The 21449-nt window shown below is 56.0% G+C and carries 21 protein-coding genes and 1 tRNA gene; 10 read left to right on the top strand and 12 right to left on the bottom strand.

All coding sequences use genetic code 11. From position 1 onward, the window contains the following. Nucleotides 1-8: 8 nt before the first annotated feature. On the top strand, nucleotides 9-446 hold the full coding sequence (locus CRO08_RS16810; RefSeq protein WP_141398399.1) for a hypothetical protein: 438 nt from the start codon (nucleotides 9-11) through the stop codon (nucleotides 444-446). A 339-nt stretch (nucleotides 447-785) separates the two neighbouring features. On the opposite strand, the gene CRO08_RS14310 is transcribed toward CRO08_RS16810, so the two are convergent. Then, a complete protein-coding gene (locus tag CRO08_RS14310; protein ID WP_097036748.1) occupies nucleotides 786-1649 on the bottom strand; it encodes an NAD(P)/FAD-dependent oxidoreductase in 864 nt (287 codons plus the stop codon). A 121-nt stretch (nucleotides 1650-1770) separates the two neighbouring features. Here CRO08_RS14310 and CRO08_RS14315 point away from each other — a divergent pair, with 121 nt between their 5' ends. Together CRO08_RS14315 and CRO08_RS14320 are read left to right on the top strand one after the other, a co-directional pair. Continuing rightward, on the top strand, nucleotides 1771-2883 hold the full coding sequence (locus tag CRO08_RS14315) for a glycosyl hydrolase family 8 (protein ID WP_097036749.1): 1113 nt from the start codon (nucleotides 1771-1773) through the stop codon (nucleotides 2881-2883). Between the two features lie 15 nt (nucleotides 2884-2898). After that, nucleotides 2899-3825: an FISUMP domain-containing protein gene (locus tag CRO08_RS14320; protein WP_097036750.1), complete on the top strand. Its 927-nt coding sequence runs from the start codon at nucleotides 2899-2901 to the stop codon at nucleotides 3823-3825. Nucleotides 3826-3951: 126 nt separating this feature from the next. Here the strand turns inward: CRO08_RS14320 and argJ are convergent, their stop codons facing one another. Further along, a complete protein-coding gene (argJ, locus tag CRO08_RS14325; RefSeq protein WP_097036751.1) occupies nucleotides 3952-5169 on the bottom strand; it encodes a bifunctional glutamate N-acetyltransferase/amino-acid acetyltransferase ArgJ in 1218 nt (405 codons plus the stop codon). A 74-nt stretch (nucleotides 5170-5243) separates the two neighbouring features. Between argJ and greA the strand changes: the two genes are divergently transcribed. Together greA and holA are read left to right on the top strand one after the other, a co-directional pair. Continuing rightward, nucleotides 5244-5711: a transcription elongation factor GreA gene (gene greA, locus CRO08_RS14330; protein WP_073115074.1), complete on the top strand. Its 468-nt coding sequence runs from the start codon at nucleotides 5244-5246 to the stop codon at nucleotides 5709-5711. Nucleotides 5712-5723: 12 nt separating this feature from the next. Continuing rightward, nucleotides 5724-6692 (top strand): DNA polymerase III subunit delta, encoded by a 969-nt coding sequence (holA, locus tag CRO08_RS14335; RefSeq protein ID WP_097036752.1) that lies wholly within the window; start codon nucleotides 5724-5726, stop codon nucleotides 6690-6692. Between the two features lie 109 nt (nucleotides 6693-6801). On the opposite strand, the gene pilQ is transcribed toward holA, so the two are convergent. The 9 genes from pilQ to pyrR form a co-directional block, all read right to left on the bottom strand. Then, on the bottom strand, nucleotides 6802-8406 hold the full coding sequence (gene pilQ / locus CRO08_RS14340) for a type IV pilus secretin PilQ (protein WP_097036753.1): 1605 nt from the start codon (nucleotides 8404-8406) through the stop codon (nucleotides 6802-6804). After that, the gene (locus CRO08_RS14345; protein ID WP_097036754.1) at nucleotides 8403-10487 is read right to left on the bottom strand and encodes a hypothetical protein; all 2085 of its coding nucleotides are present in this window, start codon (nucleotides 10485-10487) and stop codon (nucleotides 8403-8405) included. The genes pilQ and CRO08_RS14345 overlap by 4 nt, the downstream gene beginning before the upstream one ends. Continuing rightward, complete coding sequence (locus CRO08_RS14350) at nucleotides 10484-11083, bottom strand: type 4a pilus biogenesis protein PilO (protein WP_097036755.1); 600 nt, start codon at nucleotides 11081-11083, stop codon at nucleotides 10484-10486. Before CRO08_RS14350 ends, CRO08_RS14345 begins: the two co-directional genes overlap by 4 nt. 1 nt (nucleotide 11084) lies before the next feature. Then, entirely contained in the window at nucleotides 11085-11720 is a 636-nt protein-coding gene (locus CRO08_RS14355) for a PilN domain-containing protein (RefSeq protein ID WP_097036756.1), read from the bottom strand. After that, nucleotides 11720-12856, bottom strand: coding sequence for a pilus assembly protein PilM (gene pilM, locus CRO08_RS14360; RefSeq protein ID WP_255252404.1), 1137 nt, complete (start codon nucleotides 12854-12856; stop codon nucleotides 11720-11722). Before pilM ends, CRO08_RS14355 begins: the two co-directional genes overlap by 1 nt. A 101-nt stretch (nucleotides 12857-12957) precedes the next feature. Beyond that, nucleotides 12958-13977 (bottom strand): PilZ domain-containing protein, encoded by a 1020-nt coding sequence (locus CRO08_RS14365; RefSeq protein ID WP_141398400.1) that lies wholly within the window; start codon nucleotides 13975-13977, stop codon nucleotides 12958-12960. A gap of 3 nt (nucleotides 13978-13980) precedes the next feature. Beyond that, the gene (locus CRO08_RS14370) at nucleotides 13981-15228 is read right to left on the bottom strand and encodes a dihydroorotase (RefSeq protein ID WP_097036758.1); all 1248 of its coding nucleotides are present in this window, start codon (nucleotides 15226-15228) and stop codon (nucleotides 13981-13983) included. Further along, a complete protein-coding gene (locus tag CRO08_RS14375) occupies nucleotides 15221-16156 on the bottom strand; it encodes an aspartate carbamoyltransferase catalytic subunit (protein ID WP_072808723.1) in 936 nt (311 codons plus the stop codon). The genes CRO08_RS14370 and CRO08_RS14375 overlap by 8 nt, the downstream gene beginning before the upstream one ends. 1 nt (nucleotide 16157) lies before the next feature. Beyond that, on the bottom strand, nucleotides 16158-16718 hold the full coding sequence (gene pyrR / locus CRO08_RS14380) for a bifunctional pyr operon transcriptional regulator/uracil phosphoribosyltransferase PyrR (RefSeq protein WP_072808725.1): 561 nt from the start codon (nucleotides 16716-16718) through the stop codon (nucleotides 16158-16160). A gap of 104 nt (nucleotides 16719-16822) precedes the next feature. Here pyrR and CRO08_RS14385 point away from each other — a divergent pair, with 104 nt between their 5' ends. From CRO08_RS14385 to CRO08_RS17085, 4 genes are all read left to right on the top strand, one after another. Then, a complete protein-coding gene (locus tag CRO08_RS14385; protein WP_097036759.1) occupies nucleotides 16823-17368 on the top strand; it encodes a peptidylprolyl isomerase in 546 nt (181 codons plus the stop codon). 131 nt (nucleotides 17369-17499) lie between these two features. Beyond that, nucleotides 17500-17572, top strand: a tRNA-Ala gene (locus CRO08_RS14390). 91 nt (nucleotides 17573-17663) lie between these two features. Further along, nucleotides 17664-18407, top strand: coding sequence for a M23 family metallopeptidase (locus tag CRO08_RS17080; RefSeq protein ID WP_176495166.1), 744 nt, complete (start codon nucleotides 17664-17666; stop codon nucleotides 18405-18407). 29 nt (nucleotides 18408-18436) lie between these two features. After that, a complete protein-coding gene (locus CRO08_RS17085; protein ID WP_176495167.1) occupies nucleotides 18437-19651 on the top strand; it encodes a hypothetical protein in 1215 nt (404 codons plus the stop codon). A 55-nt stretch (nucleotides 19652-19706) separates the two neighbouring features. Here CRO08_RS17085 and CRO08_RS14400 read toward each other — a convergent pair whose 3' ends face one another. Next, complete coding sequence (locus tag CRO08_RS14400) at nucleotides 19707-20444, bottom strand: DUF2334 domain-containing protein (protein WP_097036760.1); 738 nt, start codon at nucleotides 20442-20444, stop codon at nucleotides 19707-19709. Between the two features lie 156 nt (nucleotides 20445-20600). Between CRO08_RS14400 and CRO08_RS14405 the strand changes: the two genes are divergently transcribed. Then, nucleotides 20601-21449, top strand: a complete 849-nt coding sequence (locus CRO08_RS14405; RefSeq protein WP_097036761.1) for an undecaprenyl-diphosphate phosphatase — start codon at nucleotides 20601-20603, stop codon at nucleotides 21447-21449.

Consider the following 21449-nt stretch of genomic DNA (forward strand, 5'->3'; position numbering starts at 1 on the left):
TTGATTCCTTGACACACTTTGCCACAACACTTATAACACATGGTAAATGTACCCATTTTCTCCCACGATGGCAACAAAAAAAAGAGAAACATGGCAAAATAGCAGGTCAAAACAAAAAACTTACAGAAAGCATACCTCGTACCGAGGTCCGATTCCGTTTTAGTGTTCAGATGTGCATTAGCAAAAAAATGACCCTATCGGGCCAAGTTGGATTTATCAAACTAGATTTTGACTACGCCACGCTCTTCGGCATGCTGGCGCTGCCCTCTACTATCTGGTTCGGCCTTGCCATTTTCATCATGTGCAATGCCGGAGCGCTCCCGCCCGGAGTCAAGCCATACGAATACGTGGTCGAAGACGAATTCGACAAGGCACTAAAGAGCATGAAAAAGAATAAGGAAAAGGACAACAAGCCCAAAGGAAAATACCAAGTGCTTAACCAATAAAACAAGGGAGGGCTCCAAGCCCTCCCTAAGACCCTCCTGGCACTTAATAATCCGTGCATAGGGAGGGCTAAAAGCCTTCATTTTGACATTTTAGCAGACCAAATCGGTTAAAAGCAGTCATTTAGTCTGCTTTTTTACAAACAAAGCAACAACATTTGTCTTTTTTTCAAACAAAATATGACAAAAAAAGTCTTTTTAACGCAGAATTTGCATTAAAAGGCGTTAAAGAAGCAAATTTTATTACGCACAAACTAATATATTGCAGACTAAACGTCCACAAGCAAGGCATTGGGTCTGCTATTTTGGCAAAAAAGCCTTGCGGATTATTTGCACGGGCACCTAGCGATTTTCGCGCAGATACTTGATGGCGGCAAGGCTAGCAATCGCGCCCTCGCCCACGGCGACAGCGACCTGCAGCGTACCGCCGGTGCAGTCTCCCGCGGCAAACAGGCCGGGAACCGTCGTCATGTAATCCTTGTCCAGCACGACGCTGCCACCGTCGAAGGCGGCTCCCGCCTTCCGCGCAAGATCCATGGCACTTGCGCTGCCGAGGGCGACAAACAGCCCGTCGAGTTTCAGTTCCTCTCCATCATCGAACTTTACGCCGCCAAACGTTCCCTCGCCCACAAGGCCCGCGAGCTTTCGCTTGTCAATCCTTACTTTGTCTGTGAATTCAGCCGTCGGTTCCGCACCATTCGTAAGGAGCGTCACACTTCCGACCACATTCAGGAGTTCATTGCATTCATGCAGGGCATACTCGCCCGACCCAAGAACCGCGACATCCTTCCCGCGGTAAAAGAACGCATCGCACACCGCGCAGTAGCTCACGCCGTGGCCTTCCATCTCGGCCATACCCGGGAGAGGAGTCTTCTTGCGGGCAGAACCCGTCGCCATGATGCACGCACGGCCACGGTACTCGCCCTTGAGCCCCGTCGCCACGAATTCCTTCCCGTCAAAGAACAGGTCGGTCACCTCGTCCTCTACAAGGTTCGCCCCAAGACGCTCGGCCTGCTTCTTGCCCACCTCATAGAGTTCTGCGCCCGTCAGCGGTTTCTCGAGCCCGTAATAATTCTCTATCATGTGCGCCTTTTCGAGCGCACCGGCGCCCTTCCCGACCAAGATAACGTCCAAGCCGGCACGCAACGCATAAAGCGATGCCGAAACGCCCGCCGGGCCCTGTCCAATAATCAACATATCTGCCATAAATACCTCTTGTTGTAAAAATACGAATTTTTCGTACATATTTTTTACACTTGTTTTAAAAAAGCGGTTTTGCATACGGGACAAATTAAGTTATTTTAGATAATAGAATAGAGGATTTTATATGGAACGTAAAAAGCCCCGCGACATGTTCGTCGAAGCAGGCTACGGCCCGAACTTCGCCGACCAGCTAATCCAGAACGCATTCAGCAAACTCTTCGAGGGCGACCCCATCGACGAGCGCGTGTGCTTTGATGCAGCCGACGACATGGCATACATCATCGACATCGGCCACGACGACATCCGCTCCGAGGGCATGAGCTACGGCATGTTCATTGCCGCCCTCACCGGCCACGACAAGCTTTTCCAGAAACTCTGGAACTTCGCGAAGAAATACCTGCGCAACGACGACGGCCCGCACAAGGGCTACTACTCCTGGCAAGTCTCCACCACCGACTTCTCGATGATGGACCCGGGTGCAGCCCCCGACGGCGAGGAATACATCGCGGCAGCCCTCCTCATCGCCGCAAAGAAGTTTGGCCGCGACGACTACAAGCAGGAGGCCATCGAACTCATCAACTGGATCAAGAACAAGCCGTTCAACGAACTCGTGGGCCCGATGATCGACCCCGAAAGGAAGCTCATCAAGTTCTCGCCCGTGCTGGGCAACGACTTTACCGACCCGAGCTACCACACCATCGCGTTCTACCGCGCCTACGCCGACGCGACCGGCGACAGCGAGTGGCTCGAAATTGCGAAGAACAGCATCGATTACCTGAAGAAGGCCGCCCACCCCGAAACCGGCCTCTGCGGCGACTATTCCGAATACGACGGCACCCCGAAGGCAATGCCCTGGTTCCCCGAAAGCAACTGCTTCAGCGGAGACGCCTGGCGCGTTGCGCTCAACCTGAGCCTCGACTACGCACTCTTTGGCGGCGACGAGAGCGAGAAGGAAATCTGCACGCGCCTGCTGAACTTCTTCGAGAACAGGAGGCCCTACCTCTCTGACTACGCGACCGACGGCGGGCCCTACCCGCGCCAGGGCCGCAACGCCACGCCGGGCATTATCGCGATGAACGCGGCTGCCACGCAGGTACTCGATTCCGAAGACCCGCTGGTAAAGCCCTTCGTCAAGGACCTCGCGGCACTTTCCGTCCCGTTCCGCTTCTGGCGCTACTACGACGGCATGCTCTACATTATCGGGCTCTTGGCCACCGCCGGTAAGATTGAATTCTAGAACAAGGAGAACACGATGAAACAGAGAACCACCCTCATTGGCGCTACCCTTGCGGCAGCACTTGCATTCACCGCCTGTGACGACATCCGCGTGCAGGAATTCCCCGACGGAAAGGTGCGCATGGAAACCACCTACGTCAAGGACAAGAAGCAGGGCCTCGAGAAGGAGTACTACAACAACGGCACTCTCCGGCGCGAAACCACCTACAACGCCGACCGCAAGGAAGGCCTGCAGAAGGAATACTACGAGGACGGCACGCTCCAGGCCGAAACCCCGTTCGCCGACGGCTACATCGAGGGCGAAGTCGTGAAGTACCACAAGAACGGCAAGCTCGCCTCCAAGGCCAAGTACCAGAAGAACAAGCAGGTTGAATTCGGCGAGGTGTTCGACCCCGACGGAAGCCCCGCAACCGACGGCAACTACAAGGACCCGCGCGACGGATACGCCTACCAGTGGATTCGAATCGGCACGCAGCTCTGGACCGCAGAGAACATGAACTTCGGTACCTACGAAGGTTCCGTGTGCAACCAGTGCAACCACTGGGGCCGCCTCTACAACTTCGAGAACGCGAAGAAGGCCTGCCTCGAAGGTTTCCACATGCCCACCAAGGATGAATGGAAAACACTCCTCACCTTCGCCGAGACAAGCGGCAAGGCCGGCACCGTGCTCAAGGCCGGCTTCGGCTGGGACCCCATCAAGGAAGGCGGCAACGACTACGGCAACGGCAAGGATGAACTCGGGTTCGGCGTGAAGGCCGGCGGCGCACACTTCGCGAAGAGCGATGTTCCGCTGAAGGAACGCAAGTTCGAAGATGCCGGCAAGAAGGCCTACCTCTGGACAGCCGAAGGCGAAGTGCTCGTGTTCTACCACGACAAGGATATCGCGAAGTTCGAGAAGTTCGATCCCGAATTCGGCGCGAGCCTCCGCTGTCTGAAGGACTAGGCAACAAACCTTTCAAATAGACGAAAATCGCCCCGGCCAAACCGGAGCGTTTTTTTTCCAACGAGAAACTTCTTTCGTCTTTCGTCTATAGCAAGTCTCGCAGAGACTTGCGTTCTTTCGTCTAAATCACGTCGTGTATTCCGCGTTGATCTTCACGTAGCCGTAGCTCAGGTCGCAGGTAAACGCGCTTGCGGATGCCTGCCCGATGTTGAGCACGAGCGTTACTTTGTATTCACGCTGGCGCACCACGGCATGGAGTGCCGCCGTCTGGGCCTCGTCAAGCTGGAGCGGGCGCCCGCCTTCCAAGACCTTCACGTCGCCGAAGTACAGGTCGGTGTGTTCGGCCACCATGTTGCAACCGCTGGAACCCGCGCTGCTGAGGATGCGGCCCCAGTTCGGGTCTTCACCGAACATCGCGCACTTCGCAAGGTTGCTGGTACCGATAAAGCGGGCCATGCGGAGCGCTTCTTCGTGGCTTTCGGCCTTCTCGATACGCAGTTCGATAAGCTTGGTGGCACCTTCGCCATCGCGCACGATGTCTTTTGCGAGGTTCTGCATGATGAGCATGAGGGCAGCACGGAACTCACCCTGTTCGCTCAAGCTCAGGTCCTCGTAACGAAGCCCGCTCATGCCGTTTGCTAGCAAGATGCACGTGTCGTTCGTGCTCGTGTCGCCGTCCACCGTAATCGCATTGAAGGAATCCGCGATGTCTGCACGGAATTCGGCGAAGAAGTCTATGGGGAGCGAGATGTCGGTCGTGATGAAGGCAAGCATCGTCGCCATGTTCGGGTGAATCATGCCCGAACCCTTGCAGGCGCCGCCAATCGTAATCACGCCCTTCTCCGTCTGGATTTCCACGGCGTGGCTCTTGAGGGCAAGGTCGGTCGTGAGGATGGCGCGCCCGAATTCCTCGGAAGCATCGGCATGCAGTTTTTCCACAAGCTTCGGGATTCCCGCCTCGATCTTGTCCATCGGCATCAGGTGGCCAATCACGCCCGTGCTGCAAACGAGCACGCTCTTCGGAGTAAGGCCAAGAGCCTCCTCGGTCATCACGGCCATGCGTTCGGCATCCTTGTAGCCCTGTTCGCCGGTACAGGCGTTCGCGTTGCCGCTGTTCACCACGACTGCAGTCGCGAAGTGTGCGTGTTCAAGCGCAGCCTTGTCGTACAGTACCGGAGCGGCCTTCACCTTGTTGGTGGTAAAAACGGCGAAACAGCGGGCCGCCTTCTCGCTTTTCAAAAGCGCCATGTCGGCGTTACCGCTGGCCTTGATGCCAGCGCAAATTCCAGATGCGGTAAAGCCCTTGGGTGAGCAAACGCCGCCTTTTTCCAGCACAGTGTACATAGTATCTCCTAAAAAGAAGCTTTCTTTGCGATTCGGGGCTCGCAACGCCCGTTAAAATTTTTACCTTGTAGAGCATGGAAAAGATCAAGTTTACACAGGAAGCTTTCGACAAGCTCATCAAGGACCTAGAAAATTTAAAAAATGTTGAACGCCCGCGCGTATTGCAGGAACTGGTTGATGCCCGTGCGCAAGGCGATTTGAGCGAAAACGCCGAATACCACGCAGCGAAGGAACGCCTTTCCTCCATCGACAACATCGAGATGCCCAGGCTCCAGGACCAGATTGCCCGCGCCGAAGTCGTCGCGTTCGACCCGAATTCCGACACCATCCGCTTTGGCGCGAAGGTCACGCTCCTCAACGCAAAGACCAAGAAGAACGTCGTATACCAGCTGGTGAGCCCCGAAGAGGCAGACGCCCTCAATGGCAAAATCAGCTTCAAGAGCCCCATCGGAGCCGCCCTCATGGGCCAGAAGAAGGGCGAAACCATCGAAGTCACGACCCCGAGGGGCGTAAACAAGTTCCAGATTATCGACTTCAGCTAATCAGGCCCGCAGATGATTATCGCGCTCATCGGCAATGACGATTTCTCGAAGGACATGCGCATCGAGAAATTCCTGCAAGATACCCTCGGCGACCGCAAGGACGACCCGATGGCAAAGCAGATTCTGTTCGCGACGGACCCGAACATCGCCTCCATCGCGGAGTCGGTCATTACTGCATGTGACAGCGTATCCATGTTTTCGCCCGAACAGACGGTCGTCGTCCGCAAGGCCGACGAACTCAAGGCCGACGACACGCGCGAACTCACCAAGTGGCTGAGCCACAAGCCCAACTGCACGCTCCTTTTCGAGTTCTCGAAACTCGACGGACGCGGGGAACTGTACAAGACACTCAAGAGCGTGGGCGAAATCGAGAAGTTCGACGAACCGCCCCAGTACAAGATGGCCGACTGGATTGCGGCCGCAATTCCCTCGCACTTCAACAAGGCAATCGACAGGGACGCCTGCTACTACCTCGCCGACGCGCTCGGCAACAAGACGAAAATCGTCTGCGAGGAAGTCGAGAAGGTCCTGATGTACGACCCCAACTGCAAAAAAATTACGCTCGACCTCGTGAAATCCATGGTGGTTCCGCAGCGCAAGAACGCGTCGTACGAGATAAACACGCCGTTCGGGCTGCGCGACGTGAAGGCATACACCCGACTGCTGAACGAAATGTTCAGGAACGGCGTGGAAGCAGTCCCCATAGTCGCATCGCTCTACTACTACGCCATTGACCTGCTGAACTTCATGACCCTGACCGAAAAGAAGATGTCACCTGCCGATGCCGCAAAGGCCATGGGCAAGAACGACTACGTGTTCAACAAGCTGGGGCGCGCCCCGGAATGCGCCAAGCGCTGGAGCAAGCCTCTGCTCTGCAGGGTAATTCGCCGCCTCTCCGACCTCGACTACGAAATCAAGAGCGGAAAGTGCAGCACGAAGATCGCACAAGAACTCGCGCTCGCCGCGCTTGTCGTGCGGTAGTGCGACTAGGGAGGGCATACGCACGGCTGGCCCTCCCTCTTTAAAACAATTCCAATATAAACAAAGAAGCCCGCTTGGAGCGGGCTTCTTAAGTTCTTGGAGGAACGGCTTAGTTCCAGTCGTCCTGAACGTCGTTTGCAGCGGGTTCCGGTGCGGCGGGAGTTTCCGCAGCGGGCTCGGATGCCGGAGCAGGTTCCGCAGCCGGGGCAGGTTCCTGTGCAGGAGCCGGACTGGTTGCTGAGCCTGTCGAAGCATCAGCGGCAGGTGCGCTCTGAGCGGCAGGTTCAGCAGCCGGAGCAGCCTGCGATGCGGGCTGTGCAGCCGGAGCATCCACCTTCTGCATCTGCGGAGCGCCCTGTTCAGCCACTTCGGCGGAAGGTTCGGAAAGTTCCACGTTGCCGATGTAATTGCGGATAATGCGCGGGGTCACGAAGATCACGAGGTCCTTCTTGACCACGGAATGACGCGTATACTTGAAGAGGTTGCCGAAGAACGGAATGTCCTTGAGGAACGGAATGCCGCGCTCGGATTCCTGGGTCTCGTTACGGGTCAGGCCGCCGATAATCACGGTCTCGCCGTCAGCCACCACGACCTTCGTCTTGGCTTCCTGCGTACTGATCACGATTTCGCCCTTGGAGTCGTAATCGTAGGAGTTGTTTTCGGGGTGCAGGTCAAGCAAGATGCGGTTGTCGCCCGAAACGTGCGGGGTAACCGTCAGCTTGATACCGGTTTCCACAAGCTGCGTAGAAGATTCACCGCTATCGTCAATCACGCGGATAGAAACCTTGTCACCCATGAACACCTGGGCTTCGGTATTGTCGAGCGTAGAAACCTGCGGGCTCGCGAGCACTTCGGTAGAAGCGTCACCCATCAGGCTCGACACGGCAAGCTTCAGGTTGTTATCAAAAAGGCTCGTCGTAATCGTCGTTGCGGCACCGCTAACAGCAGGCATTGCACCGTTGTTCGGGAAGGACGTAACCATGGCAGCGCCACGGCTAGACCCTGCCTGGCTTCCGTAAGTACCGTTTGCCGCACCCGGAGTCATAGAGACGTTGTTGCCGAGCATCGCGCTCCAGTCCACACCGAGTTCGCGGGCGCGCTGGCTGTTCACCACCACGAGCTTCGCAGTAATCATGATCTGGAGGGTTTCCACGTCAAGTTCGGTAAGGGCATTTTCCATCTGCTCAATCTTGGAATCGGTATCGTACACGATAATGGAGTTCGTGCGTTCCACGACGGTGATACGGCCACGACCGCTCTTCATGCTTTCGAGCACCTTCACGAGTTCGTCGGCCTTCGCGTGGTGAATCTGGAAGTTCTTGCGTACGAGCGGAGCAGTATCTTCCTGCTGCTTTTCCTCGTCGGCAATCTTCTTCTGCTTGGCCTGGTAAGTACTCTGGCGCTGAACCACGATGTACTTGTCCTGAATAACCCAGGTGAGGTCATTGATTTCGCAGATAATGTCGAGCGTTTCCTGCCAGGTCTTCTTGGTGACCTTGATGCTCATCTTGCCCTTCACATCGGGAGCAAGCAAGATATCGACACCCGCAACCACAGAAACAGAGCGGAACACGGCACTGAAGTCAGTGTCCACGAACGAGAAGTCGTACAGCTTCTTGTTGGGTTCCACGGAACCCGACGCGGGGGCAGCACAGACCGAGGAGAGTCCCACTACCAGGGACAGGACCATGAGTATTTTAATCAGCTTTTTCACTTTTGACCCCCAAATTTATCGGGAAGACCCATAGAGTAGCGACGGCTCACGCCAAATTCTTGAATAAGGAAGAGCACGTCTGTTTGTGTGATTTTAAGAACTTTTCCGTTGAGAATCTTGTCGCCTTCCTTAAGCGTGTAGGATATGGAAGGATTCTTGGATTCCACGAGGAGCGCCATCGGGACATCGGATTCCCAGATGATGCCGACAAGTTCGACCTGGTCGATGTTGATGCCTTCTTCCACGAGGCCCTTGATTTCGACAAACGGGTCACGACGGCCGAAGGAACTGTAGGTCACGCGGTCATCGTAGAGGCCATCGAGCTGGCTGCCAGCAATCTCGCCACTCTCGGAAACAATCTCGCCCCTTTCCTTGTCAACCTGCTTCAGGCGTTCCGTCTGCACGGCGGAAAGTTCATCCATGTAACTGACCGCGCGCTTGTTCACGAAGCCGATGTGGCTACCGAACTGCACCTTGCAATAGAGGCCCGAAACATCGAGGCTCACGAGGCGGTCACCGAAGGTGAGGCGCTTGAGCACCTGCGAGTTGTCGTTGGGCGCGGCAAAGAGTTCAATTTCGTCGGCGACGACAATGAGTTCACGTACCACAGGGCGCAGGTGGAATGTCTGCGAACCCGAGACGAGCTTCTTGCTTTCCTTGTCGTGCTTGCTCACGAAGGTTTCAAAGGAGGGCTTTTCTTCGGCCGATTTCATCCAGTCGCGCACGAAGATTCCATCCGGATGGGCGCTCCAGAAGAGGAAGCCATCCTTCTTGATGGTCGTTTCCTGGACCTGCAAAATAAGCGCACCTTCCTGCACCACGATAACGGGCTTCGCGTTCTGCTGCAACTGCACCTTGAGGCCGTTCGCACCCCAGGTCACGTGCTTCACGAGCGTACCCGCACCGATCTTGAACACCGGCGACTTTTGCGGGCCTGCAAGCCCGATAACAATCGTACCCGCCTTATCCGGGCCGGTCACATGCTGGAGTTCAATCGGAGTCGTCGCCACCAGGCGGAACTGTTCCATGCCGGAACCTACGAGCACCGTCATTTCCTTCAGGTTCGGGAGGAGTGCAGAAATCTTGCCGCCTTCCTTGATAGCCTTGTCGAGGTTCTTCTGTTCCTCGGCAATGCGCTTCTCTTCTTCCTTCGCGGCCTTTTCCGCAGCCTTCTTCTCTTCGAGGGCGCGCTTCTCGGCTTCTTTCCTTTCGGCAGCCTCGCGCTTGCGTTCCTCGAGAGCAGCCTTCTCGGCAGCCTTCTTTTCTTCAAGGGCACGCTTTTCAGCGGCCTTCTTCTCTTCGGCAAGGCGCTTCTTTTCTTCGAGAGCGGCCTTTTCCGCAGCCTTCTTTTCTTCGAGAGCACGCTTCTCGGCGGCCTTCTTTTCTTCGAGGGCACGCTTTTCAGCCGCCTTCTTCTCTTCGGCTAAACGCTTCTTTTCTTCGGCGGCAGCCTTTTCTGCGGCCTTCTTGTCGAGAGCGGCCTGCTTTTCGGCAGCCTTCTTCTCTTCGGCAAGGCGCTTCTTTTCTTCAAGGGCAGCCTTCTCGGCGGCCTTCTTTTCTTCGGCGGCACGCTTCTTCTCTTCGAGGGCGGCCTTTTCAGCAGCCTTCTTTTCTTCGGCAGCGGCCTTCTCGGCAGCCTTCTTGCGGTCGGCAAAGAGCTTCGAGAGCGTCCAGGCCTTCCCGCCCTTGCCGGCGAGTTTCAGCATAAAGTCCGACTTGTTGAGAGCAATCTCGTTCTTGTCAGATTTAATCGCAGAACCGACAATCAAGTCAATCTTCAAGAAATCCGTCCCGCGGAAGGGTTCCTTGTAGACCTTCATGGACTTGACCCATTCCGAGGAGGGGTCAATTTCAAACGCACCCATGCCAAGAGCGAACTCACTCGTCGAAAAACCGAGGGTAAGCTTGTGCGACTTGGCATCGTACTTCTGGAAGAATGAGGGCAAATCCTTGTCCGAGGCAAACTTGAACGTGACGGCGCAATTGCTCTTATCGCAACCGAAACTCACATCCTTAATCTGAGCAGCGTTCACGGCCACCGCGACGAACAGGAACAAAGTAATTAATTTGTTCATCATCATGGGCCAACCTTCTTGGATGTATAGGTGGTCAGGTTAAACGACACCGACACCGTAATGGGAGTCCAGCCGTGGGTTTCCGCCTTCTGGAGTTCGGCGGCAATCCCCGAGTAGCGGTTCAACCTGAGGTTCGTAATCGCCGTCGGGTAATTAAAGTTCGCGATTTCCGCAAACAGGTAACCCAGCATGTGGTAACCCGAGTTGACCGCGATGGAGTAGCGGTTCTCGATGTAGTGTTCCTTCTGAGAAGAACCTTCCGGATTGAACTTCTGGATCTGCACGCCCGAACTGCGTAGCACGGCATACAAATCCTGCAGGCGCAGCGGAAGCTTTTCCTCTTCGGGGAACATTTCCTTCAGCTTTTCGAAATCCTTCTCGGCCTGCACGAGTTGCAGTTCAAGTTCCGCGATGCGGTGCTTCTTCGCGTTAATCTTGTCGAGTTCGGACTGTGCAGTGCTGAGGTCAGATTCTAGTTGCTGCTTCCTTAACTCATACGGGTTATACACGTAGTCCCATGTATAGTAGACAAGGCCCACAATAAGGAGACACACGACAATCAGGTATATATTCTTCTTGTCTTTAATATCGAAATTACCCATACTAGCCCTCCCCCAGGTCCTGCTTCAGGACTATCTTGATGGTAAAGCTATACGCTTCCTCGCCATCGACCTTGGTGGTAGCGATAGTCAGAAGCGACACCTTCTCAACACTCACCTGCTTCTCGAGCTTGACCATGTACTCGGCCACTTCCGAGAAATCAAACGTCATGCCCTTCATCTCGAGGTTGTCTTCCGACACCTGGTTGAGGCTCGTGAGCCACATGTTGGGCGGCAGCACCGACGACACGTTCTCGAACAACACCACCCAGCTTCTCTTGCTCACCTGGATGCTCTTGAGCGCGTTGATTTTCGTATTGACAATCGCCTGCTTCTGTTCGAGATCGCCAATCTTCGTGAGCAACGGGCGTTCACGTTCGACTTCCGCCTTCACACGAGACACATCGTTCTCGAGGTTCATGATTGTTTCGTCAATCAAAATGTTCGCGTACACGAACCCGACAATAGCGACAATCAATGCCAGCGTAGGCCAAACAATGCGGCGGTCAGTAATCCACGAAAGATCCTTCTTGACCTTGCGGTACTCCGGAGGCAAGAGGTTAATCGAAATGCATACCGAACGCTTTGCGGCGTTCCTCGCTTTCGTCTTCGTCTTAGTCTTTGTTTTCTTTTCTGCCATTAGTCAAACTTCCTCATAGCAAGCCCAAGCGCTGGCGCAAGGATGTTGGATAAAGCGAGGGACACGCCCGATTCGCCCACCACGCTCGCATCACATTCAACGTAACGGAACGGGTTCACGGTGTCGGTCTCTATGCCGGAACGTTCGGCGATATATTCCTTCAAGCCCTTGATGGAGGCGCCACCGCCGCCGAGCAAGATCTTGTTCAGCGGTTCGGAATCTTCCGAAGAAGAGTAGTAGCGGATACCGAATTCCACCTGTGCCATAATGTCTTCAAAGGCAAGCTTCAGGGCCTCTTCCACTTCGGCTTCGGCAAACCCGTCCACGATGCCCAGATCGCCCGTCTCGAAAATCTCGTGGCACTTGGCGGCATCGACACCGAGCGTAACGCCGAGCTTTGCAATAATCATGTCGATCGAGCCACCGGTCATGGCACGCATGGAGTGGAACTTGCCCTGCTGGATGAACCCGATGCTCATCTTCTTTTCGCCGATATTGATGACGGCGGTCGTCTGCTTGAGGTCTTCTTCGGAAGCAGTCGCGGTATAGGCGTTCAAAAGGCCAAAGATATCGACGTCCATCGCGGTGAGCTTGAGCCCCTTCACGGTAAAGAACTGGGCCCAGGAATCAAGGAGCGCGTTTTTCGCGGCAACGACGTTCGCCTTGACTTCCTCGCCTTCGCGGGATTCAATCTCGTAGTCAATCACGTTGTCCTGGTCATCGAAGGGCGGACGGGACTGCGCGGTCTGGAGAATAATCGCCGACTCGTTGCCGTTCTTCGGCACCTTCACGCTAATCCTGTCGACCAGCACGCCGCCGGCGCCAGCACCGCAGTTCACGCATGCGACAATATCGGTATTGGCATCGCGGGTATGGCGCATCATCATCTTGGTGAGCGCCTCGCTCAAAAGTTCGTAGCCGTCCTTTTCCTTCTTGCCGTCGGGGCCTGTCGTAGGTTCGCCCTCGCGACGCTGGATTTCGCCGTTAATGACGGAGCCTTCCGGAACGGGTTCCGTATCAATCTCGACGACAACATGGCCACCGCGACTGTTGTGGTAAACCTTCACGTACTTGATGCTGTAATGGCCAACATCGATGCCGATAGTCTCGCGTTCACCGCGAATTCGAGCGAGCAAATCTAGTGCCAAAGTAAACTCCGATCGGAAACAATACTACCCTAATTCTACCTTTATAAAAGCAAAATGTCAAGCGAAAAATGCATCTAAGTCATTAAAAATCAACTAGTTAGCGCATTTTCGGCCATTTCTTTTGCCTTTTTTCGCTTATTTACCTCAAATATGTACTGCAAAACGCGTTCCTGGGTCCATCCGAAGGCTCCGGTAAAGGATGCCGTCATGGAGAAAAGTTCCGGATAATCGCTGTTTTTATGGCCTAAACTGCGCAAAATCTCAATTTCCACGTCTTCGGGGCCAAAACTCGGAAGTTCGAAATGGATATGCACGTGGGTACCGCCCGGGTATTCCTGCGGAAGCCCGATAAGAATACCGCCGGCAGACAGGTCGTAGAGGACGCCCGAAATCTTGGAACCATCGGCAAGGGCGACTTCGACCGGGAAATTGACAATTTCACGGAGCCAGCGACGCAGCTGCTGCTTTTCAAGATCGTTCGAATGGCGCAGGACAAGCTTCCCGGGTTCACTATCCATTACCTTCACATACGCAGAATAGACCGCGTCCTCAGGACGGGTCCAGCGGATGCGGACTTCCTTGCCCACGTAGGACTTGCCCGGACCGAAACTGTCGTCGTAGGAGACCTTCCAGTACTTCTCGCGGCGTGAAAGGATTTCGGAATGCTTGAGCTTTGCCCCGCCGTCGAACAGGATGTCGACACGGTTACCCACGTTGAACTGGCGCGTACACACGATTACGGTGAGCGGATTCGCCGCATCGAACGCAAGTTTCTCGCGCAGCCCCGTTATGGCGTCCAGCGTCTCGTCACGAACCTTGTCCACATCGCGGAAATCGTAGAAGTCGCATACGGCTGCCTCGAACAGGCGCGAGGAATTCAGCACGGCATCCTTGTTTTCGAACTTGGATGCACGGACCAGTTTCTCCATTGTCCGGATTTCCTTCGGCGTAAGGCCGCGTTCTTCCACCTTATTCTCGAAATCCTTCGTCCCGAACATTTCCGCGTTTTCGCGGCGGTCATTGGAACGATGGATCTCTATGAGGACCAGGAGCACCAGTCCCAAGATGGCGATCGAACAAATCCAGAACAACTGAGCAGGCAGAATCACAGGCTAGCCCTCGTTCCAGTTTCCGTTGATATAAGTGCCGAGGATACGGGAAGGCAACTTCTTGCCCAGGAGCGGGCAGTTGCGGGTCTTGCCCGCAAACATCGAGGAGACAACTTCCGTTTCTGCATCCGGGTCAAGGAGAACCAGGCTCGCCTGTCCACCCTGCGAAAGCGTTGCGGGTTCAATACCGGCAAGCTGTGCCGGGGCGGTGGAAAGGAGTTCCACCGCGCGCGCGGCGGAAAGCCGCGTGCAGAGCGGTTTCCAGATTGCGGGGAGCGCGACTTCCAGCGAAACCGCTCCCGGCACCGCATCCTCGAAATTCACTTCCTTGTCCTGCCTGAGCACCGGGTCGTGGTTCACGCTGATTGCATTCACGGTTCCCGACTCGAGCCCTTGCCACAAGGCCTCGCGGTCTTCCACAGAACGGAACGGCATAGGCACGTTGCAGTGCGAGTCGAGATCGAACAGGCAGCTGTCGTCCAGGAGCAGGTGGTAGATATCCACGTCGCAGGTCACGTCCACGCCCTGCGTGCGCGCACGTTCGATAAGCTTGAGCGTCTCGCCGCAGCTCACCTGCTTCAGATGCACCGGCACCTTCAGGAAGCGCGCCATTTCAAGAATCCGGAACGCTTCCATCGTCTCGGCGATGCGCGGGATTCCCTTCATGCCGAGCGTGTCGGCGAAACTGCCCTCGTGCACGAGCCCGTGGTGGCGGAGCGAATCATCGAGCGGCATAAAGAAGAAGCGCTTGCCCGTCATGGAACCGTATTCCATCGCGAGGCGCAGGAAGCGCGAACGCGAGCAGTTGTGGTTGCCGTCGCCGAAGCCGACCACGCCGCCTTCGGAAAGTTCCACCATTTCGGCGAGGTCCTTGCACTGGTAGCCCATGCTGAACGCGCCCAGGAAGGCGAACGATAGGCCGCACTTCGCGCTAATCTGCTGGATGGCGGCAAGCTTCAGGGAATCGTCGATGGCGTTCGCGCTGCTTTCGTAAAGGCCGCCGTAGAAGCCGCCACGACGCATGGCCTCCACACCGTCCTTGAAGGTGTAGATGTCGTCGCGCAGGGGTTCCTTGAAATCGAGCCCGAGGCCGAAGAGCGCCGGGAGGGCGACTGCGCCCTTCGCATCAAATTCAGGTGTCCCTTCGGGTGCAGACGAGGCCCAGGCCCCATCCACGAGGCAAATCTTCGCAGGTTCAGCAATCTTCCCGTCAACAAAGGGGCGGACGTTGTTCAAGACGATATTACGCATTTGCACGACCTCCAGCCAAAAGGTAAAGCACGGCCATTCGCACGGCCACGCCGTTGGTCACCTGGTTCAGGATGACCGAATTTTCTCCGTCGGCAATTTCGCTGTCGAGTTCCACCCCGCGGTTGATGGGCCCAGGGTGCATCACCAGCACCTGGTCCTTCACATTTTCGAGCAGGTCGTGCGTGATACCGAAGGTGTTGCGGTATTCGCGCATGCTGGGCAACAGGGCATCGTCCATGCGTTCCTTTTGCAGGCGAAGCGCGATGATCGCATCCGCATTTTTCACGGCCTTCTTCACATCGCTTTCCCAGGTGACCTTGTCCATCAGTTCGGTATTGCGGGGGACCAGGGTGCTCGGTCCGCAGAGCGTCACGTGCGCACCCATCGTCGTCATGCCCCAGAGGTTACTGCGGGCCACGCGGCTGTGGCGGATATCGCCCACAATCGTCACGTTCTTGCCTTCGAGGGTTCCGAGCTTCTCTTCGATGGTGAGCATGTCGAGGAGCGCCTGCGTGGGGTGCTCGTGCGCACCGTCGCCCGCGTTCACGATAATCGCATTGCTGTTGTCAGCGAGGAACTTCGGGACGCCCGTCCCCTTGTGGCGGACGACCACGATATCGATCTTCATGGCCTCGATGTTACGGAGCGTATCGACAAGCGTTTCGCCCTTCTTCACGCTGGAGTTGGAACTCGTGAAGTTCACCGTATCTGCAGAGAGTCGTTTTTCTGCAAGTTCAAAACTCGTGCGGGTGCGGGTGCTGTTCTCGAAGAACAGGTTCACGACCGTCATGCCGCGCAGGCTCGGAACCTTCTTTACCGGGCGTTCCAGAATTTCGCGGAACTGCTTCGCGTTATCGAGAATCATGCGGATATCGTGCTTCGATACCCCGCGCAGTCCAAAAAGGTGTTTAATCTCAAGCGCGCTCACGCTATGCCTCCACTTCTACGAGATAAACGGAATTTTCACTGTCAATGGGTTCAATCATCACGCGGACTTCCTGGTTCTGCGCGGTCTCTACCGTAAGGCCCACGCAGTCCGGGGCAATCGGGAGTTCGCGGTGGCCGCGGTCCACCAGCACGCAGAGCCGGATGGCGGCGGGGCGCCCGAGGTCGAGGATTGCCTGCATGGCGGCACGCACCGAGCGGCCCGTGTAGAGCACGTCGTCCACAAGGATTACCGTCTTGCCTTCCACGGAGGCGGGCATCTCGGTAAAGCGCATCTCGGTAGAGGCGCTGGGCTTGCGGTAGTGGAAGTCGTCGCGGTAGAATGTCGCGTCAAGGCAGCCCATCTCAATGGGCTTGCCGAATTTTTGCGAGAGCCTGTCGCTCAGTTTCTTTGCCAGCGGAATCCCGCGGCTTGCCATGCCGAGAACAATCAGGTTTTCGGCAGACGGGTGCATTTTCGCAATTTTCGCGGCCATTTCGTCGAGGGCGAATTCCATGGCCTGCGCGGAAAGCAATTCCTGGATACGTTTGCAGTTGTCTTTCATATACCTAGAAATTAGTTTTTTTAGGGCCAAATCGCTTTTAAAAGTTGTAATTTTCGTCCTATTTTTTATATATATGGGAAAAACAATAGATACCGGAGAAACATATGTTCAATCAGCTGGATAAACCGCAGCCGGGCGAAACCATCGCCATCATGACCACCAACCACGGAGTAATGAAGCTCCGCCTCTTCGAAGACCGCGTGGGCGAATGCGCCACGAACTTCATCGAACTTGCAAAGCAGGGCAAGTACGACGGCGCCCCGTTCCACCGCATCATCAAGGATTTCATGATCCAGGGTGGCGACTTCACCAACAGGAACGGCACCGGCGGGCATTCTGCCAAGGGTCCGGGCACCACCATCGGCGACAAGTACGACCCGTGCCTCACCCACATGCGCGGCGCCCTCAGCTGGGCAAAGACCGCCATGCCGAACAGCATCGGCAGCCAGTTCTTCATTGTCCACGGTGACAACGTGCACTTCTTGGACCACGACCAGGTGGGCCCCGGCCCGGCTGACGGCTACTCCGTGTTCGGCCAGCTCTACGAAGGCTTCGACGTGCTCGACGATATCGCAAACGTCAAGACCGACCGCCGTGATGCCCCTTACGATGACGTGATTATCGAGTCCGTGACCATCGAGAAGGCGTAAAATAGACGAAAGTACGGCTCTGCGAGCCTACAGACGAAAGACGAAAGAGGTAACGGACAATTTTTTTTGAAAAAAAGTATTCCGCCCCCTTGACAAGGGCCAAATAATTTTCTCTATTTGGCTCACCTTTCGGGGTTATAGCTCAGTTGGTAGAGCGCCTGCATGGCATGCAGGAGGTCAGGAGTTCGACTCTCCTTAGCTCCACGAAAAAGACTCGCTCAAAAGCGGGTCTTTTTTATACCCGGCCACGCAAGGAAAAACGGAGCCGACGTAATAAATATGTATCTTTCTCCACATGAATACGGTTTTGAACAAAGTTATATGCTTCGCCCTCGGTTGTGCAGGCATTTCCCTTGCACAGCAGTCCCCCTGCAACGAAGAAACCATGGATGCGTTCGCCTACGAGGACTGCCTCGCCGAACATAACTTGACTGTTCCCGGCGCAGAGGCCAAGCCCGCAAGCGACGGCCCCCGCCTGACGGTACTCGGCGCAAAGCAGCCCCCGTACAGCCCCTTCAACAAGGACGCCTACCTCACCTCGAGTTTCGGCGAAAACCGCGGTACGCGCTACCATGCAGGTTTCGACTTCTCTACGCAAATGGAGGAAGGCTGGGTCGTCTACGCCCCCGAGAACGGAACCGTGACCGAACTGAGCGTATCGCCGTTCATGTACGGGAAACTCATGCTATTCAAGGGCGAAAGCGGCAAGACGTGGGCGTTTGCGCACCAGAGCAGTTTCGGCAAGCTCGACGAGATGGTGATGGCAAAGCAGTACGCCACCAAGAAAAACGACGTGAAACTGAAACCCAACGTACGCTACAAGAAGGGTGACACGCTCACCTTCGCCGGGAGCAGCGGCATCGGAAACCCGCACCTGCACCTGGAAGTGCGCCTCGACAACGACCGCATCATCAACCCCGTCCTCGCGGGACTGTCATCAGCGATACCATCGCACCACAGATTTTCGGAGCAGCCGTATGGCAGGGCAACGAATTCGCGACCACCAGCGCAGAGGCCTTCAGCAAGGGCTGCGCCGTAAACCCCGTAAAGAACGAGTTCCCGCTCCACATGGCAATCAAGATTGCCGACTACAGCCGGGAACCCAAGGATAACCCGATGTCCATCCGCCGCATAGAAGTGTGGCGCTACGACGAGAAGGTCTACAGCAAAACGTACGACACGCTCAGCTACAAGAAGATGATCAACATCAGGGACGAACTCCTGTGGGCCGAAGAAGCCGACACCGCCGGCGACTGGCACTACATCGGCGCAAGGATTGCCCCGCTTTCCTCGTACCGCCTCGAGGTAGAAGACTTCGCGGGCCACGTCACCACGCGCAAGTTTACATTGCACCCCAAGTGCAAGGGCAACTCGCAGCTCGTGACCACCCATTTCCAGACTTCCCCGCTCTACACCTTCCTTGCAAAGCCCATGGTTGACCTGTTCCGCTGCGAATCGGGCTACACCTTCAAGGCAATGGGCAGCAAGGACGCGACACTTTCCGAAGACCTTTGCAAGGTGTTCAAGCACAAGCCCACGCTGCTTGCAAAAATCGTGGAGACCTACCCCGACCTGAAGGCAATCCAGTACAGTGCCGACGCGAAGTCCACCGGCAACGGGCGCGAGGTCGACGAGACCATCGCCGTGTTCCCCTTCGGCAAGCACCAGACCAGCATCAACTGGAATACAAAGATTGGCGATATCGCCGTTGGCCAGAAGATTAGCGGCATCCCGGTCGGGCACGATTCCACAATCCGCGTGCTCGCCGTGACACGCACCCGCACCGACAGCGTGGACTACCTGGAATTCCACCCCAAGGGACTACAGTTCCGCGGAAAGTGGGACGTGTGCATCGAGAACCCGGACAATCCCGCACCGCTCTACTGGCTGGGCGAAACGAGCCGCAACTGGTTCATATTCAGCAAGCAGAGTTCGGGTAAAAAGCGCTGCGCCAGCACGAACGAACTGCGCGACATCGCAAGCATCCAGAACGACGAGCCCCCGACGCTCGGGTTCCCCTACTGGGCAGACGCGATGGCGTTCGGCCTGAACCAGCCCGTGCTCAGGATTCCCCTGATATACAAGTACGACGGCATTCCCGACGGCAACGCAATTAACGTAAAATCGGGCAAGAACTGGATTGCAGCGGAATACGATTCCGAACCGCGCGAAATCGTGATCCTCGCAGAAAAGCTCCCCGATGCAGGCGAAAAAATCAACATCCAGATTCAGGACGAGGCAAAGCACAAGGTAAGCTACGACATCACCATCCCGGAGATGTAGCAAGCATTCTCTCTTTAGGGAATAAACCGAGCCTAGGGAATTACCGTGCGGCGAACTAGAGTTCGCCGTAATGTGTGAGCGTACGCCGGTTGTTTAACGCCGCGCGCACCAGGTCGCGAACGACTCCCCTCATGCGCGGGTAATCGTCCGGATGTATCGCCAGGCGGGGAATCCCTACCGGCAACCTCATGATAAGCGACCCGAAGGCTACCGCAAGTTTTTCAAGGCTTGCAGGCAGTCCCGCAAAACTTGCCACCGGAGAGGCATAGCGGAAACCCTTCGCCGTCGTGAGGGAAAAACGGTCTTCGTAGAGCATTTTCGCTGCACGCACCTGGCCCGGAAGATGCCGGTTCGAATACCACGTCGGCGGGATAAACGCCGCAGGCAGCGTATGCGTCACGACGCTCGTGGAACCTTCCGCAGAAAAAAGATCGTTCCAAGCCTTAAGGCCGCACTGCAACAGGCGCGAGGATTCGTACTCGCAGAGCCCCGCAAATTCGGCCTCGCCCCCCGTAAGGTTCATGCCCACAAGGCCCATGTAGCTGCGTCCCTGGCTGAATTCCGCCTTGTGCTTGTATCCGTGCAGGGCAAGTTCAAAGCCCTCCGATTCCAGTTGCAACAGCGTGTCACGGAACTCGCGCACAGCCTCCGGCGTAGCACCGTCGGTGCAGGGAATCACGAGCAGGCTGAACCCGCGCCCGCAGAGATCCTTGAGCGAGCGGATTTCGGGAATGACCTTCCGGTAATTCCAGATGTTTATATCGTGAAAGCAGAGGAGAAATTTACGGGCCATGCTGTGAAGATAGTAATATTAGACGAGAGAACGTGCCTTCGGTCTTACAGACGAAAGAGGAAAGAGGAAAAATGGCGCTTCACGCAATAAAAAAAGACTAAGATTCTATCGTCTATCGTCTATTGCCTACCGTCTAAAAACTACATTTACCTTACTATGTTCGAATCCATCATCCTCGGCCTTTTGCAGGGCCTCGCCGAATTCCTCCCCATTTCCAGTTCGGGCCACCTCGTGCTCGGGCACGAACTCCTCGGCATGAACGAAGCGGGCATGTTCTTCGACATCATGCTCCACGCAGGCACGCTGCTTTCCATCTTCGTGGTGTTCCACAAGAAGATTACCGACATTATCGTGGGTTGCCTCCACCGCGACCGCGACCAGCTCCGCGAAGCGGGCTACATTATCCTCGCCTCCATCCCGACGGCGCTTATCGGCCTCGGCTTCAAGGACGTACTCGAGGGCCTATTCGAAAACCCGCGCGCCGTATGCGTTGCGGAACTCTTTACCGGCATCCTGCTGTTCACCTCGCAGTGGGGCCCGACGGGCGCCAAGCACCCGGAAAACGAAGGTGTCAAGATGAACTGGTGGCGCGCCCTCGTGACCGGTACCGTTCAGGGCATCGCCTGCATCCCGGGCATCAGCCGCAGCGGTTCTACCATCAGCGCCATGATGTTCATGGGCGTGAACCGCAAGTACGCGGGCGAATTCAGCTTCCTCATGAGCATCCCCGCCGTGGGTGGCGCCGCACTGCTCGACTGCATCAAGTGGGCAAAATGTCAGAGCGCAGAAAAGGTCGCGCAGATGGCCCTCGAGAATCCCGAAAAGGCGCTTGCCTGCAAGGACGCCGGCAACTTTACCCCCGAACTCCTCGTGGGCATGGTCGTGTCGTTTATCTTCGGGATTATCGCCCTCAAGTGGCTCATGAACTTCGTGCAGAAGGGCAAATTCCAGCACTTCGCCTGGTACGTATGGGCCGTGGGGATCCTCGGGCTGATCTTCCTGTAG

Origin of the sequence: Fibrobacter sp. UWT3 (assembly GCF_900230125.1) — a bacterium.
Taxonomy (GTDB): Bacteria; Fibrobacterota; Fibrobacteria; order Fibrobacterales; family Fibrobacteraceae; genus Fibrobacter.

Excerpts from the sequence above, each read along its gene's own strand:
- CRO08_RS14315 (WP_097036749.1), top strand. The coding sequence starts at position 1,771 with ATGGAACGTAAAAAGCCCCGCGACATGTTCGTCGAAGCAGGCTACGGC.
- argJ (WP_097036751.1), bottom strand. The coding sequence starts at position 5,169 with ATGTACACTGTGCTGGAAAAAGGCGGCGTTTGCTCACCCAAGGGCTTT.
- CRO08_RS14400 (WP_097036760.1), bottom strand. The coding sequence starts at position 20,444 with ATGGCCCGTAAATTTCTCCTCTGCTTTCACGATATAAACATCTGGAAT.
- CRO08_RS14405 (WP_097036761.1), top strand. The coding sequence starts at position 20,601 with ATGTTCGAATCCATCATCCTCGGCCTTTTGCAGGGCCTCGCCGAATTC.
- CRO08_RS14350 (WP_097036755.1), bottom strand. The coding sequence starts at position 11,083 with ATGGGTAATTTCGATATTAAAGACAAGAAGAATATATACCTGATTGTC.
- CRO08_RS14385 (WP_097036759.1), top strand. The coding sequence starts at position 16,823 with ATGTTCAATCAGCTGGATAAACCGCAGCCGGGCGAAACCATCGCCATC.
- CRO08_RS17085 (WP_176495167.1), top strand. The coding sequence starts at position 18,437 with ATGGCAATCAAGATTGCCGACTACAGCCGGGAACCCAAGGATAACCCG.
- CRO08_RS17080 (WP_176495166.1), top strand. The coding sequence starts at position 17,664 with ATGAATACGGTTTTGAACAAAGTTATATGCTTCGCCCTCGGTTGTGCA.
- CRO08_RS14370 (WP_097036758.1), bottom strand. The coding sequence starts at position 15,228 with ATGCGTAATATCGTCTTGAACAACGTCCGCCCCTTTGTTGACGGGAAG.
- CRO08_RS14355 (WP_097036756.1), bottom strand. The coding sequence starts at position 11,720 with ATGGCAGAAAAGAAAACAAAGACTAAGACGAAGACGAAAGCGAGGAAC.
- pyrR (WP_072808725.1), bottom strand. The coding sequence starts at position 16,718 with ATGAAAGACAACTGCAAACGTATCCAGGAATTGCTTTCCGCGCAGGCC.
- greA (WP_073115074.1), top strand. The coding sequence starts at position 5,244 with ATGGAAAAGATCAAGTTTACACAGGAAGCTTTCGACAAGCTCATCAAG.
- CRO08_RS14310 (WP_097036748.1), bottom strand. The coding sequence starts at position 1,649 with ATGGCAGATATGTTGATTATTGGACAGGGCCCGGCGGGCGTTTCGGCA.
- holA (WP_097036752.1), top strand. The coding sequence starts at position 5,724 with ATGATTATCGCGCTCATCGGCAATGACGATTTCTCGAAGGACATGCGC.
- CRO08_RS14345 (WP_097036754.1), bottom strand. The coding sequence starts at position 10,487 with ATGATGATGAACAAATTAATTACTTTGTTCCTGTTCGTCGCGGTGGCC.
- CRO08_RS14320 (WP_097036750.1), top strand. The coding sequence starts at position 2,899 with ATGAAACAGAGAACCACCCTCATTGGCGCTACCCTTGCGGCAGCACTT.